The organism is Pseudomonas sp. H3_E07 (assembly GCF_054668895.1).
In genome coordinates this window covers 4878935-4893576 of sequence record NZ_CP162795.1, presented here as the reverse complement: position 1 = coordinate 4893576, position 14642 = coordinate 4878935, and the positions used below count along the sequence as shown (strand labels likewise).

At 62.2% G+C, this 14642-nt stretch carries 16 protein-coding genes; 3 read left to right on the top strand and 13 right to left on the bottom strand.

Annotation, left to right across the window (positions count from 1 at the left end; genetic code table 11):
• Positions 1–60 precede the first annotated feature (60 nt).
• The gene (locus AB4O08_RS22535; protein ID WP_460114360.1) at positions 61–1989 is read left to right on the top strand and encodes a hypothetical protein; all 1929 of its coding nucleotides are present in this window, start codon (positions 61–63) and stop codon (positions 1987–1989) included.
• A gap of 96 nt (positions 1990–2085) precedes the next feature.
• The gene (locus AB4O08_RS22530; protein ID WP_021491076.1) at positions 2086–2910 is read left to right on the top strand and encodes a 5'-nucleotidase, lipoprotein e(P4) family; all 825 of its coding nucleotides are present in this window, start codon (positions 2086–2088) and stop codon (positions 2908–2910) included.
• A gap of 45 nt (positions 2911–2955) precedes the next feature.
• Here the strand turns inward: AB4O08_RS22530 and AB4O08_RS22525 are convergent, their stop codons facing one another.
• A complete protein-coding gene (locus AB4O08_RS22525) occupies positions 2956–3729 on the bottom strand; it encodes an OmpA family protein (protein ID WP_010209207.1) in 774 nt (257 codons plus the stop codon).
• A 10-nt stretch (positions 3730–3739) separates the two neighbouring features.
• Complete coding sequence (locus AB4O08_RS22520) at positions 3740–4132, bottom strand: DUF4398 domain-containing protein (RefSeq protein WP_010209206.1); 393 nt, start codon at positions 4130–4132, stop codon at positions 3740–3742.
• 231 nt (positions 4133–4363) lie between these two features.
• Between AB4O08_RS22520 and AB4O08_RS22515 the strand changes: the two genes are divergently transcribed.
• Positions 4364–4741 carry a c-type cytochrome gene (locus AB4O08_RS22515; RefSeq protein ID WP_021491078.1) on the top strand — a complete coding sequence of 126 codons (378 nt, stop codon included), beginning with the start codon at positions 4364–4366 and terminating at the stop codon, positions 4739–4741.
• Positions 4742–4908: 167 nt separating this feature from the next.
• On the opposite strand, the gene gspD is transcribed toward AB4O08_RS22515, so the two are convergent.
• From gspD to gspE, 11 genes are read right to left on the bottom strand one after another with little or no spacing between them, the layout of a single operon-like run.
• Complete coding sequence (gspD, locus tag AB4O08_RS22510; RefSeq protein WP_021491080.1) at positions 4909–7020, bottom strand: type II secretion system secretin GspD; 2112 nt, start codon at positions 7018–7020, stop codon at positions 4909–4911.
• 5 nt (positions 7021–7025) lie between these two features.
• Positions 7026–7544 carry a general secretion pathway protein GspN gene (locus tag AB4O08_RS22505; protein ID WP_010209202.1) on the bottom strand — a complete coding sequence of 173 codons (519 nt, stop codon included), beginning with the start codon at positions 7542–7544 and terminating at the stop codon, positions 7026–7028.
• A complete protein-coding gene (gene gspM, locus AB4O08_RS22500; RefSeq protein ID WP_010209200.1) occupies positions 7541–8143 on the bottom strand; it encodes a type II secretion system protein GspM in 603 nt (200 codons plus the stop codon). The genes AB4O08_RS22505 and gspM overlap by 4 nt, the downstream gene beginning before the upstream one ends.
• Positions 8118–9110: a PilN domain-containing protein gene (locus AB4O08_RS22495; protein ID WP_021491081.1), complete on the bottom strand. Its 993-nt coding sequence runs from the start codon at positions 9108–9110 to the stop codon at positions 8118–8120. Before AB4O08_RS22495 ends, gspM begins: the two co-directional genes overlap by 26 nt.
• Entirely contained in the window at positions 9107–9808 is a 702-nt protein-coding gene (locus AB4O08_RS22490; RefSeq protein WP_010209198.1) for a hypothetical protein, read from the bottom strand. The genes AB4O08_RS22495 and AB4O08_RS22490 overlap by 4 nt, the downstream gene beginning before the upstream one ends.
• Positions 9805–10374: a prepilin-type N-terminal cleavage/methylation domain-containing protein gene (locus tag AB4O08_RS22485; protein ID WP_021491082.1), complete on the bottom strand. Its 570-nt coding sequence runs from the start codon at positions 10372–10374 to the stop codon at positions 9805–9807. The genes AB4O08_RS22490 and AB4O08_RS22485 overlap by 4 nt, the downstream gene beginning before the upstream one ends.
• Complete coding sequence (locus tag AB4O08_RS22480) at positions 10371–10703, bottom strand: type II secretion system protein (RefSeq protein WP_047540668.1); 333 nt, start codon at positions 10701–10703, stop codon at positions 10371–10373. Before AB4O08_RS22480 ends, AB4O08_RS22485 begins: the two co-directional genes overlap by 4 nt.
• A complete protein-coding gene (locus tag AB4O08_RS22475; RefSeq protein ID WP_021491084.1) occupies positions 10700–11125 on the bottom strand; it encodes a GspH/FimT family pseudopilin in 426 nt (141 codons plus the stop codon). The genes AB4O08_RS22480 and AB4O08_RS22475 overlap by 4 nt, the downstream gene beginning before the upstream one ends.
• Before the next feature lie 7 nt (positions 11126–11132).
• Positions 11133–11522 (bottom strand): type II secretion system protein GspG, encoded by a 390-nt coding sequence (locus tag AB4O08_RS22470; protein ID WP_010209194.1) that lies wholly within the window; start codon positions 11520–11522, stop codon positions 11133–11135.
• 13 nt (positions 11523–11535) lie between these two features.
• A complete protein-coding gene (gene gspF, locus AB4O08_RS22465; RefSeq protein WP_042571766.1) occupies positions 11536–12732 on the bottom strand; it encodes a type II secretion system inner membrane protein GspF in 1197 nt (398 codons plus the stop codon).
• On the bottom strand, positions 12729–14420 hold the full coding sequence (gene gspE, locus AB4O08_RS22460; protein WP_021491085.1) for a type II secretion system ATPase GspE: 1692 nt from the start codon (positions 14418–14420) through the stop codon (positions 12729–12731). The genes gspF and gspE overlap by 4 nt, the downstream gene beginning before the upstream one ends.
• Positions 14421–14642 lie beyond the last annotated feature (222 nt).

Sequence of the window (14642 nt, the reverse complement as noted above, 5' to 3'; positions counted from 1 at the left end):
TAACATCCCACACTTCGCACCACATGGCTAATAGCCACCTATTCTTATCAAGGAAGATTTGTGACCCTTCGAACAGCAGCTGACCTGTGGAACAGCCTAAACTCAGCGGACCGCCTGGCGCCCAGGAGCCATGACAGACAGTTCGTCGCAGACCTGCGCGCGGCGTTGCAGATTGCGCCATCTCAAGACATTGGCGCCTATCTGAAACGTCACACCGTCGATGCCACGTCTTTCCTCATCGCGGTACTGAATGCCTTGCAGCCTTTCGGCATGATGCTCAACGACATCTATGAGATGTTCGCCGAGGGCGGTGTGTCCCAGAGCAATGAGCGACTGCTGATCGAGTTCGATTTTGGTCAGGGCGACAAAGTGCCCTTCGACGTCGATGCGTTTCGTCGCGCCCGCGCGATAATGGAAAACCTCAGCCACGCAGTTGCCCAGCGCGCCTATTGTGCAGAGGACTTGAGGCTCATCAGCAACGGCGTGTTCCGTGCGTTGAGAGAAACGCCGGGGGTGGACACTACCAGGCCCCCTTCTCTCGTGGATATGGCTGCAAAAAGCTGGATTGATAGCCACGAATGGCCTTATCAAACGCCTGTGCCGCTGCCCGATGGTGCGCCCAATGACTCACTGACCCAGGCACTTGCACCACTGGCGACCCTGATCCAGCAGCTGTGCCAACGTACAAGCCGCTATACCAGCCAGAATGACCTGCGCAGCGCCCGCCGTGATGACGAGCCATGCCCATCAGAGAGAGCGCCCATCCATCAATGGAGTGAATCCCAGTTAGCGCACGCTCAGGACGATCACATCGCGCGCTATCACCTCTTACGCGGACTTTGGTATTGCCAACAGCTTGTCCCCCTGTCACACAGGGACAATTTCGCAGAAAAAATTGAAGCACTCACCAATGCCCATTCGCAGTTCGTCCCGCCCCAACCCTTGTCACGTGAGCTGGAAGACCTGCTGGACCTGCCCATCTGGAAACAACGTTCACAGCTCTATTCGGTGTGGCTTATTACGCTGCTGAAGCGCGAACTCAAACAGTCGGGTGAACGTTTTCAACTGATGGCCGAAGACAACGGCCTCACATTCGCCTTCAGGCCTACTCTTATTGCCAAGCTGCATGTCGGCAACGATGTGCTCGAGCTGATGGCGGAGCTTCGCGTCGCCTCCAAAGACATTAAGTTGGCAGGTGCAGGCCGTAGCCAGAACATTCAACCTGACTATTCGCTCCTGCAGCGCCTGCCGGATAAAACCGAAAAAGTTGTCTATGTGCTGGAAGCAAAGCAGTACGCGCGCGCCAACACTCGAAACTTCAATGAAGCCCTGCGCGACTACGCAAAGATCAACACACACGCCCTTGTAGCCCTCGCAAACTACGGACCGGTGCCCGCCAGTCAGCCGAAAAAGCTGGTGGACCTGTGCGCGCAGAATGGCGATGAAAACGTGAGTGAGCGTTGCCAGGCATTTGCAGGCGTCACCCCCATCAACGCGATGTCAACGCACCTATTGCGCCAGCATTTTCGTCGTGCACTCACAGAGTACGCGTTACCTCTGCCCCGCCTGATTGTCGACTTGTCGAGTTCAATGGGTGGAGTGCTGAATACTCAAGCCTTGGATAGCTGGCCAACCACTGCCGAGCGCATTGCTGATTCGGGCATGGGGCTCATACTTAACCAGCACTACCCGGAACCCGTGAGTCCCGGCCAGCCAACGCGTAACGCCATGCTGTCGCTGTTCGAAAAAACCGTCAACGGACCCAAGGGGGTCTACGACATCACCCAAAAAGAACGTGGCCTGTTGATGCTGTTTACGGACAGCGGTGGATTTCATGAAGAACGCAATTATCACGACAAGCTGGCGGGCATCATCATTCTGCAACCGGACGGCTCAATGGAGCTGCGGATGAGGAAATCTACGGAGAGTCTGCTGCGACGGGCAATACCCGCTCTGATCGCTTGCACACGTGCTGGTGAATCCTATTGAGCGTTTGCCACAAAGCCGCTCGGGGCCGTATGGTGCGGCATCCATCAAACTCTACGCCTGCCACGCGGCGCGCCTTTTCCAAGGTTGATTATTTCAATGCGCAACCTGATCTTCGTCAGCCTCTGCCTGTTGGCCGGCTGCCAACAAACGCCACCCGCCAACGACCAGCTCGACGCCGTGCTCTGGACCCAGACCTCCATCGAGCATGAGCTGATCTACCGCCAGCTCTTTGCCAATGCCACCCGCCAACTCGACGTGGCCCTGGCTGATCCCACCTGGGACGCCCTGCCCTTACCACCGCGCAACCTGACGGGCTTGCCGCCGGCCGTGGTGGTGGATATCGACGAAACCCTGCTGGACAACGTGCCGCTCAACGCGCGGGATGTGGTCAATAACCAGGTCTACTCCTACGACCGCTGGAACACCTGGGTCGACCAGGCCAAGGCCCAGGCGTTGCCTGGCGCAGTCGCCTTCCTGCAAGCGGCCCAGCAAAAAGGCATCGCGGTCTACTACCTGACCAACCGCGAACACAGCCAGGTCACCGCCACGGTGAAAAACCTGCGCCTGCGCGGCTTTCCGGTGGAAAGCGACGAACACGTCCTCGCCGCCAGCACACCTACCGGCCATTGCGAAAGCGCCGGCTATGGCAAGAACTGCCGCCGCCAATGGGTCGCTGCCCATGCTCGGGTGTTGTTGATGGCGGGTGATTCCCTTGGGGATTTCGTCCAGGCCGAGCACAACACCGTCGCGGATCAACGCAAGGCCGTGGCGCCCTATGTGAACTGGCTGGGGCAACGCTGGTTTCTGCTGCCCAACCCGACCTATGGCAACTGGTACAGCGCGCCGTATGGGGATGATGAGAAGTTACCGTTTGAGCAAAAGCGCACGCTCAAGCAGCAGGCGTTGCAGTTGCAGGAATAGCCCGCGCGACTGAACGGGCCTGGGATGCTGCCGTATACCGATTCCTCAGCGACGTGCGCTGACTGCCGAAGCGTCATTGGACACGATCACTTCCACACGGCGGTTCAACTGGCGTGACTGCGCGCTCTGGTTATCGGCGACCGGGAATTGCTTGCCGTAGCCGATTACCGCAATACGCTCGATCCCCACGCCAAGCCGTTGCAGGCCACGGGCGACTGCTTGGGCACGTCGCTCGGACAGGCTCTGGTTGTAGGCATCGCCACCGACGCTGTCAGTGAACCCCTCTACGCGCACCTGACGCTCCGGGTTCTGCACCAGAAAGTTCGCCAACCCCTGGAAGTCCCGTTGGCTGCCCGCTTTCAAATCGGCCTTGCCGGTATCGAACAGCACGTCACCAAAGGTGATGACCTGACCACGCTCGGTCGGCTGGGCTTTCATCGCCTGCAACGCCTTGAGCTGCGCGGTGCGCACGTCGAGTTGCACCTGGGTGCGGTCGACCGCGATGTTGTCGAGCTGGGCGTCGGTTTTGCGGCCGACGATGGTCTGCTCGGCCAGGGCGATTTTTTGCGTGGCAAGGTAGGCGAGCTGGTCGATCTGGGGGTCGGTACGGTCGTGCAGGGACACTTGGTTGGCGCGGTCCAGCGCGTTGGAAGCGATACGGGTTTCAACCGCCGCCAGGGTGTTGGACTCCGGCTTCTCCTGCAGGCTGGAGAACAGGCTGCGCGCTTGCAGCAATTGCGGGTTTTCCGGCGGCGTGGCGCAACCGGCAAACACTAGACTCAGGGCCGAAAGAACAGGAATGAAAAAAAGGGCACGCATGGCAAGATCCTCAGTGGGTAGTCGCGGGGGCGTTGAGCATTTCCTGCTTGAGCACCTGGATGCCCTCTCGCGCCTGCTTCAAGACTTGTTGTTTACGCACGGCATTAGCCTTGGCTTCGGCGAGGCTGGCATCGGCTTCGATCTGATCGGCCAGTGCGTCGACCTCGACGTACTTCATTTCACCGATGGCCTGGTCCATACGTGCCAGTTTGTCCTGGGCCGTTTTCATTTCCAGTGGCGCGAACTGGGTCGCTTGCGCTGCCAAGGCACGCCCTACCGCATCACGGGCCAGGGAGATCTTTACCGCTGGTGGCTGCGGCGTGGCACAACCTGCCAGTACACCGGCGGCGATCACGGCCCAGGCCGAGCGGCGCAGGCGTTTGCTCACACTGGTCATCTTCATGTGTTGACTCCTAAGCATGTTCTTACGGCTGCGGGGCGATGGGAACAGCCCTTGCCGTCTCGCTTGTGTTCAAGCGATCGCGCCATCCTAGGAGGAAAAATGCAGACTAGAAGAATGAAAAATCCTGGCTGGTTGTAGGATTTTTCTCAGAAAAACAACCACCACCAAGTGTAGTATTTGTTCACTTAATCAATAAGTTGTCCGCCGACGGACACAATAAGGCATATGGAAATGAAAAGAGTGTTGATCGCTGCGTTCGGCATCTTGTCGCTGACCCAAACATCGCTGGCGTTCGCCGATAACGCCAACGGAAAAAATCTCTATATGCAGCGATGCGCCATGTGCCACGGCGCGGATATCAAGGGAACAGGGCCGTTGGCCAACAAAAGCAACCCGCCTACACCAGACCTGACCACCGCTGCCTTTAAAAAACGCCTGAATGATTATCCGGGCGTTATCGTCTCTTCGATCATACTTCGCCCCAATGGCGACTTGATCCCAAGAACGTTGCGAGAGAACGGCGTAAAACTACCGCCGTTCGCTTGGAGGGTTAACGACTTCCGCGATTTGAATCAGTACATGAGCGGTGTGATTGCCAAGCATCAATGATGGGCGGTCAATCGATCACGCGGTCCTGATCGCCCAGGTCCAGGCCTTGCTGGCGCAAGCCGTGTTGGGGCGAGAAGCGTTTTTGCTTACTGTTGGCGCTTCCAAAAGTGACCCGCTGCAACAGCGGGACCCTAAGCTGCCGTTACCGAAGAAACGGATAGGTACACCTATTTATCCAGCCGCAACAGTTGCATCTGCTGCCGATAATCATCCGTCACCTGCCGAGCCTGCCCGCTGCTGGTAATCACCTTAGGCGTAATCAGCACAATCAACTCCGTCCGATCCTTCGACTTGCTGGTACTGCCGAACAACCACCGCAACCCCGGAATCTTCCCCAGATACGGTACCGCACTCACACTCTCCTGGTTGTCCTGCTTGATCAACCCCCCCAGCAACACCGTCTGCCCACTCTGCACCGCCACCTGCGTCGACACCGAACGCGTGGAAATACGTGGATTCACCGGCGTGTCGCTATTCGTACTCTGATTCTCAGCATCACTGACCTGCTGCTGAATATCCATGTACACCAACCCACCCGGATTGATCCGCGGCACCACATCCAGAATCACCCCCGTCTGCACATACTCGACACTGCTCAAGGTGGTATCCGCATCCCCCGTGTTCACCGTGGTCTGGTTGATGGGAATGTTGTCCCCCACTTGAATCTGCGCCGGCTGGTTGTTCATCACCACCAGCGACGGTGCCGACAGTACCTGGGTGCGGCCATTGGTTTCCAACGCATGCAACGCCACCTGCAAATTCGAACTGACAAACGAATAGAACAACGAATCCGTTGCCCCCAACCCCGCCCCACCCCCGCCCAGCGCGCCCTGGCTGCCAGAGGCATTGGCCACGGTGGTGCTGGAGGAATTCCCCGCCAGGCGCCCCAGGTACCACTGCACGCCCAGGTCCAGTTCACCAGTGAGCTTGACCTCAAGGATGCGCGTCTCGATCTGCACTTGCAGCGGCGGGTTGTCGAGGCGTTTGATCGCCGCTTCGATCTCTTTCCACTGTGCCGGTCGGGTGCGCACCAGCAGCTGGTTGCTGCTCTTTTGCGCGGTGATGCGGGTGCCGGCTTCGAGCGCGCTGGTGGGGGCGACTTCCTTTTCTTGCGGCTCCGACTCTTCGGCCGCAGGCGGGTTGTTCTGCAAGCCGCCGGAATTGAGCGACGACAGGGTGGTCGTGCGCAGACCCGGCGCGACCTTGGCCGGTGTGTCGTCCTTGATTGCGCCGGTGCCGTAGATCTGCCGCAGGTACTTGGCCAGGTCGGCGGCCTTCATGTTGCGCACGTCGTAAACGTACATCTGCGGCTCGTTACCGCCGCCTTCGTCGATGGTGCGAATCCAGTCGCCCACTTCGCTGAGGTACTGCGGCTGGGAAGAAATCGCCACCACCGAGTTGGTCCGTTCAATCGGCAAAAAGCGCAGCATGCCGGCCAGGGGCATGCCGCTGTCAGGGCCGAACATGCTTTGCAGTTGGGGCATCAACTCGGCCACGGAAGCCCGTTGCAGACCGAAGACGCCCACCGACATGCCCTTGAGCCAGTCCACGTCGAAGGTGTCGATGGTGTCCTGGTAGTTAGCCAACTCGTCCGGGGTACCCGCCAGGCTCAGCACGTTGCGCGCCGGGTCCACCAGCAAGAACGCGTTCTCGCGGGCGAAGGGCTTGAGCAGTTTTTGCATCTCGGTGGCGGAGATGTAGCGCAACGCAAACAACCGCGCCGACAGGCCGCTGGACGGTTGCGCCACGTTCATCTGCGGTACCAGTTTGCCGGCCACCGCCTGGTTGGCGGGCAGGATCACGTAGCGATCGCCCTGCTTGATCATCGCGTTGTCGGTCCAGGACAGCAGGGTTTCAAGGATCGACAGAGCCTGTTGTTTGTCCACCGGTTTGGAGGTGGAAAAGCTGACGTTGCCCTTCACGCCCTGGGCGATGCTGTAGTTTTCGTGCAGCAGGTCGCCCATCACGCTGTTGATCACCGCTTCGATGGGCTGGTCGGCAAAGTTGAAGACGATATCGCCCCCCTTCTCTTTCGCCACCGGCTGCGCTGCCGGCGCGCGCACGAACTGTTGGTTGCCACGGATCAGTTGGCGCTGCGCTGGCGGTTGCACCGACGGCGGCGGAGTTTCCGCTGCGGCCTGCTCGGTCGGCGGGCGTTGCGAGCCCGTGCCCTGCATGGCTTCGTGCAGCAGATCGTCATCCGGTTCCAGACGGTCGGGAAAAGATCCACAGCCGCCCAGGACAAGGGCGGTGGCCAGGCAAAACGTTGAGGTGCGCATGTCGATCAAGGGAGAGGCTCGCGGGGCAAAGTAATGGGGGGCCTGCTGGACGGCGGCGGCAGGCGCTTGGCGTAGAGGCTCAAGGTTTGCGTGCGGCCGTCCAGGCTGAATCGGGCGTATTGCGGGGTGAGGTGGTCCAGGCGCCAGCCGTTGGGCAGGGCCTGGCCGAGACGGACCGTCAGGGCGCGGCCGTCGGCCTGTTTGAGCATGGCCATTTGCAGGTTGCCGGTGATCATGATGCCGCTGAGGGTCAGGTTGGCCAGGCTGGCGCCTTGGGCTTTGCCCACGACGCGATCCGGGCTGCGGTCCGGGCTGAACAGCGGCGTTTGCCAAGTGGCGGCGAGGTTTTCCAGCGGGACACTCGGCGCGACCTGGACCTGAGCGGTAGGATGGGCGCGCGTGGGCGCTTCAGGCAGCCACTGCGGTTCATCGCCGATACTGCTGAGAATCACCGCCATCAACACGCCCAGTAAGCCCGACAAGCCGAGCAGGCCCCACTCCACGGGGCGTAGTCTGCCGATCATGGCGTCACCCGCGCCGGTTGCAGATAGCCGCGCACCAACAGATGCACCACCAACTTGCCCGCACCGCCATTGGCCGGCGCCTGCTGGCTGCGACGGATGCGCAGTTCATCCACGAACAGGAACGGCGGCTGGTACTCCAACTCATGCAGCAGGGCTTCCAGAGGTTCGATGGCGCAATCGAGGGTCAGGCTGACCTTGACCTGGCGATACGGCTCGCCGTCGTCCTGCTCCGGGGTGATGGGCTTGCGCTGGGTCAAACTGCAACCGCCGCCGAGGTTGGCGTGGCTGTTGATCAGGTCGGCGAGACGCTGCATCAGGTCGGCGGCCACCACATCGGGGTCATCCCCCGGCAATAGGCTGGTGCTGCTGGCGGGATCCTGCCGGGCTTGCTCAAGCTGTTGGCGCAGTGCATCGCGTTGACGCAACACGCCGGCATACCGCTGCTGTTGCTCGCGCAGTTGTTCGGCCTGTTCGCCCATGTCGCGCAGGGGGCCGGCGAACCAGCTGTCGATCAACAGCCAGTAGGCCGTGCCAAGCACCAACGCCAGCACCAGCAAGGCAGCACCACGGCGTTCACGGGGTGTGAGGGGTCGGCGCATCGGCAGCCTCCTGGCGTAGGTGTGCACGCAAGGCAAACTGGTCCTTGCCGGTGCGGGCATCGGGTTGGATCACCCCTTCGAACTGGGCGTTTTCCAGGCTGCGGCAGCCTTTGATACGGGTGATCAATGCGCTGGCCTTGGCGCTTTGGCCGGAGATTGAAATCTCACCGTCCTTCACCTCCAGTTGATCCAGCCAGGTGTCGGCGGGCAAGCAGGTGGTCAGGTCATTGAGCAGCGCGGCCAGCGGCGGTTGCGCCAGTTTGCGCCGGGTGAGGTACTGCGCCGCGCCGCGGGTATTGAGCAGTTGCTGGCGCAGGGCATGCACCTCGGCGACCTGGGCTTTTTGCTGTTGGACGCTGGTGTGCATCGCGTCGATGACACGCTGGCGGTCGTTGAGCCACAGCACCATCGCCGCGATCAGCAAGGCCCCGCACAACCACGGCAGGCTACGCTGCAAGCCCATGCCCGGCCGGCGTTGACGGGGGCGCAGCGGTGCGGGCAGCAGGTCGATACCGAGGTTTGCCGCGTCCACGCGATGGGGATGCAGGCCGAGGGCGGCGCAGTCGGTAAGCATCTGGTCCAGGCGCTCGCGCAGGATCGCCACCAGCGTGACCTCAAGGTGGCTGGGCGTGCGCCGCTCCTGGCGGGCGACACAGTAGAGTTGGTCAGCCTCGAACGGGGTGTAGCGGTCCAGTTCATAACCGACCACGGCCTCCAGATTGCGCCCGGCGGCCAGAGGCAGTTGTACGCGTTGCAGCAGCACGGCATCCGCGCCGAGCATCAGCACTTGGCGTGTGCTGCTCGACACGACCGGCACCGCTAACGGCCAGTGGTGGATCTGCTCCGGCGGTTCCGGCCGTGCCAACCAACTCGGCACACAGGCGCGCAACTCCGCAAGCCACACGCGCCAACCCTGTTGCAGCAGGCTGCCGCGCCAGTGCCGGGCAATGGGTTCCAATCGATTCATTCTTGCCAACGCAACACCCGATAGGGTTGTGCGCTGTCCTCCGATGGGCTCAATAAAACAGTGACTTGCAGCCGCGCCTGATAACCGCCGGGGCGCTCGGCGCGGCTGTCGACCACCAGCACTTCGCCAGGGTCGGCACCTTCGGCGTTCTGACGCGGCAGGTTCAGCGCCTTGCGCATCAGCGGGCTAGCGAAGGCGGGATCGGGGCGGTCCAGGTCGCTCCACAAGGTGATCTCGGGCAGCAATTGGCTGTAGAGGGTTTGCGTCATGCCGGGCAATTGGCGCACTTCTTCCAGCACCCGGAACGGCGCCAGGCCCTGGTGACGTCGCGCGTCGAGGGCCGTGGCCAACTGTGTCGCTTGGGCCGGAGTGGCACCGCAGGCCAGGGCCAGGCGTGTGAAATCCTGTGCCTGGGCATTGATCAGGTAGAGCTTGCCGCGTTCGCTACGCAAGCTGACGTGCAACTGGGCGTCGTCAAAAGCCAGGGCGATATCGCGGCCATCGGCAACCCAGCGTCGGTCGACCAAGACGTGCGCGATGCCGGCTTCGGCGGCCAAAACAGTCTGGGTATGTTGGCGCAGCCACAGGGCCTGGCGACTTTCCAGTTGCACCCAGCCCGCCAGGCCGCCGAGCAACACGCTGAGCAACGCCAGTACCCACAACACCAGCAGCAGGGCCGCGCCGCGTTGGCGTCTCATTCTTCCACGCTCCCGCTGGACAGGTTCAAGCGCAGGGCAATCACCTGGGTGACCCAGGGCACCGGGCCGTCGACGTGGGCGGCGATGCGCACGGCCGCAGGCAAGCGCCTGGACCATGGCCAGTCACTGACCCAACCGGTGGGCTGGCCCAGCGGTGACGTGCCGCGATAATTGAATTGAAGACCCTCGATATTGTTCAGCAGCACCTGGGGTTCACGCTGGGAAAACCCGACCTGCAGACCCTGTTCGACCCGTTGCAGGCTGAACCGGTGGATCCCACCACCGAGCACACCGGGCAAGGTCGAGACGAACTCCAGGCGCTGTGCCGTGCCGACGAAAAATCCATCGCCCTCACCCACCGCCAGGGGCAACGCCTCGCTGATCGCCGTGCGCAAAAACTGTTGAGCGGCGCGCATTTCATCCAGGCTCACTGCATATGCCTGGGCCTTGGACACGGCACGATTGGCACCCAGCAACGCGCCGCCGACCAACACCAGCAGCACGCCCAGCAAGCTGAGTACCACAAGGATTTCCAGCAAGGTAAAGCCCTGTTCGCGGCGCTTCACAGGCGCGCCTTCAACGTGCTGAAACGGGCCTGGTGCGGGCCCTCACCAACGACCAGATCGAGACGAAAAATATGCGTTTGCTGACGGGTACAGGTCAGTTGCCAGTGGATACCATCGAGTTCGCCCTGGCTGACGCCGTTGCTCAATCGCCCTGCGGCCTCTTGATCGAAAATCGTCAGCGCCGCATGAGTGAGCCGGTCACTGTGGGCCACCTGGGACAGCGAGCGCGCGCTCTGGCCGAACGCAACCAGCAGCACCGTGCTGCACACCGCCATCAGCGTCAGCGCGGCGAGCATTTCCAGCAGCGTGAACCCGGCCTGGTGCTTCATGGCAGCGCCTTGGATTGCACGCTGCCGGTGAGCCAGCCGATATCGATGCGCCAACGCCGGGTGCCGTTGGCCACTAGCAGATTGCCGCCGGTGGAGCTGCCGTCCGGATAGAACTCGACGGCGGGGCCCACCTGTTCGGCGGTGTGCAGTGTCACTTGCAGCTCGGACGGCCACTGTTGCAGCGCACGGCCCGGCGCCTGGAACGTGCGGGCGCGCAGGTCGAACGCAGTACGTGCGGACTGCCCGCTGACAATCGCCCCCGCCCGCGTGGTGCGCAACGCCTCCACCATCTGTCCGACCGCACGGCGCTCCTTCGCCGCCTGCAGGCCTTGGCGTACGCCCATCCCCAGCAACCCGGCGGCGAGGCTGATCAATAGGATCACGACCAGCATTTCCAGCAGGGTAAAGCCGCGCTGGAACATAGCCGCGTTACTCCCAATTGCCCAGGTCGGCGCTATAACCTTCGCCGCCCGGCTGGCCATCCTGGCCGTAGAAGATCAGGTCGAACGCACCGTGTTCACCGGGGAAGCGATAGCCGAAGGCATGCCCGAACGGGTCCTTGAGGTCCGACGGCTTGGCATAGCCACCGGGTCTGTCCACCAGTTGTTGCAGGCTGGTGGGCGGCGCGCCGACGTCGAGCGCGTAGCTGTCGATCTTCATGCTCAGGCTGGCCAATTGCGCCTTGCCCGCGCCGTACTTGCCCTTGTCCACATTGCCGCCGACCTGGCGCACGACAATGGTGGCGACAATGCCCAGCAGCACGATCACCGCGAGCATTTCCAACAGGGTGAAACCGCCTTGGCGGCGTGGTTTTCTCATGGGTTCAGCTCCTTCATATATTGCTGGTCAGGCTCATCAACGGCAGCATGATCGCCAACATGATCACCGCCACCAGCACCGCCATGACCACGGTCAGGGACGGCACCAGTGCGGCGAGCAGGCGATCGATGCCGCGCTTGGCTTCGACGTCGAAGATGTCGGCCACCTTGAGCAGCATGCTATCGAGTTCGCCGGCCTGTTCGCCGACTTCAATCATTTGCAGGGCCAGCTCGGGCAGCAGCGGCTGGCTGCCGAACGCGCTGGCGAGGGTGCCGCCGCCTTTGACCGATTCCGCCGCACTGCCGACCTGGGCCTGCAGCGCGCGGTTGGTGCAGACTTGCCGTGCGATCACCAAGGCTTGCAGCAACGCCACGCCATTGCTGAGCAGCGTGCCGAGGGTGCGCGTCAGGCGGGCCGCTTCGACACGTTGCAGCAGCGGGCCGATCCCACGGACACCGAGCAGGCGCCGATCGTATTGTTCTCGAAACGCCGGATTACGCAGGCGTGCCGCCCAACACCCACCGCTCACGATCAGCCCGGCCAACACCAGCAGGCCATAGGCGCCCAGGAACTCACCCAAGGCGAGAATCACCTCGGTGATCCACGGAATCGGCACGCCCAGGTCCTGGAAGATCGGCACGAATTGCGGCACCACATAAGCCAGCAACAGCGCCAGGGACCCGAGTACGCCCACCACCAGGAAGGCTGGATAGATCAGCGCATTGATCACTTCACCACGCAGCCGCTCGCTGCGTTCCAGGTAGTCGCTGAGTTGGCGCAGGGTGTTCTCCAGTGCGCCACCCGCCTCACCGGCGCGCACCATGCTCAGGTACAACGGTGAGAAGCTGCCGCCTTCTTCTTCCAAGGCGGCGGACAGTGGTTTACCCGCTTTGACGTGATCACGGATGCGCCCAATCAGTGCACGCACCTGGGGTTGACCGGGTTGCTTTAGCAACAGGCTCAACGAACGTTCAAGCGGCTGACCAGCCCCCAGCAGCGTCGCCAACTGCTGGGTGAAACTCACCAACGCGGCGCCCTTCAACTGCCCGCGTGGGTTGCGCAGGAGCGGGCTGCCGGCCGCCTCAATCTGCAACAACAACAGGCCACGCTTGTGCAGGGCCGCGACGGCGGCGACTTGATCCGCCGCTTCCAGCGTACCGTTCTGCGGCACACCCTGGCTGTCCAGGGCGCGGAACTTGAACAGGCTCACGCGCCCTCTCCACGGGTGACGCGCAGCACCTCTTCCAACGAGGTAATACCCGCCAAGGCCTGGCGCAGCCCTTCTTCATACAACGTGCGCAAACCGGCGCGGCGAGCCGCCTGCTCCAACGTGGCGGCATCGGCGTGACGCATCAACAGGCTGCGCAGTTCGTCGTTCATCACCAGCAGCTCGGTCAGGGCGCTGCGGCCGTGATAGTCCCCGCGATAAAGCAGAATCGGGCGCTGTTCGGTCAGGCGATCCAGGCCGTGTTCCGCGATCAGTTCCGGCGGCGCTTCAAAGGCCACGCGGGTGACCGGATCCAGGCGCCGCACCAGGCGCTGGGCGAGAATGCCGCTGACGGTCGAGGCGATCAGGTAGCTTTCCACGCCCATGTCCATCAGCCGCGTGATGCTGGCTGCGGCGCTGTTGGTGTGCAGAGTGGAAAGCACAAGGTGCCCGGTCAGGGACGATTGAATGGCGATGCGGCAGGTTTCCAGGTCGCGGATCTCGCCGATCATGATCACGTCCGGGTCCTGGCGCACGATGGAGCGCAGCGCCCCGGCGAAGTCCAGGCCGATGGCAGGTTTGACCTGGATCTGGTTGATGCCTTCGAGTTGGTACTCCACCGGGTCTTCCACGGTGATGATCTTGCGCTCGGTGGTATTGAGCCGCGACAGCGCGGTGTAGAGCGTGGTGGTCTTGCCGGAACCGGTGGGCCCGGTGACCAGCAGGATGCCGTGGGGGCGCTCCAGCAGATCGAGGAAGCTTGCCAGGCGCTGGCCGTCAAAGCCCAGGCTCGGGAAATCGAACTGCACGGTCTGCCGGTCCAGCAAGCGCAGCACCACCGACTCGCCGAAGCTGGTGGGCACCGTGGACACGCGCAGGTCGAGCTCCTTGCCCTGGATGCGCAGCATGATGCGCCCATCCTGGGGCAGCCGACGTTCGGCGATGTCCAGCCGCGCCATGATCTTCACCCGTGAGATCACCGCCGCCGATGAACTGGCCGGCGGCGCTTCGGCGTCGTGCAGCACGCCGTCGATGCGGTAGCGCACCTTGAGCTGGTTTTCGAAGGGTTCGATATGGATGTCCGAGGCCCGTTGTTCCACGGCGCGCTGCAGGATCAGGTTGACCAGGCGGATCACCGGTGCTTCGGAGGCCATGTCCTTGAGGTGTTCGATATCTTCCTCGGCGCCGCCCTGCTCATCGAGGTTTTCGATCAGCGTGCCCATGGCCGAGCGGCCCTGGCCGTAGTAGCGCTCGATCAGGGTGTCGACTTCATTGCGCGGGCCGATGGCCAGCCACACCGGCACCTGGCACGCATAAGCCAAGGCCTGGAACGGATAAAGTTGCGCCGGGTTGGCGGCGAGCACCCGCAGGCCGCCCTGGGTCCAGCCCATGGGCACTACCTGGTAGTGACGCATGAAGCGTTCGGTCAAGACGGGCAAGGGATCGAGCAACGGCGGCGCGGCATCGGCCAATAACAGCGGCGCGCCGAGTAACGCCGCCCAGGCGCGGGCCAATTCGACTTCAGAGACCAGGCCCAGGCGTGTCAGCAGGCTCAGCAGGTCGTCCGTGGACAAGCGTCGGGCGCGCTCCAGGTCCACCGTTTTCAGCCCGGCATGCTGCATCAGCCACGCGCACACCTGTTCGGTGTGCGGGATCTGCATCTGGCAGGCATCGATAGGCGCTGACGACATAATGTTCAGGTATCTAGTGTTGCGAGAAAGTATGGCTATTTGGAACTACAGCAACATGCCATTAGTTAGCCATAACCCAAGCGAGAGTAAGCCGGGGTTATCGACTGGAAGTTATAGCCCTAGTTCCTGAAGACCGGGAATAAAATAAACATAATGGCCAAGACCCTTGCGCCAGAGCCTTAGAAGCTAATAGCCATCCTTTCACTAGTTGCAATTAGCCAC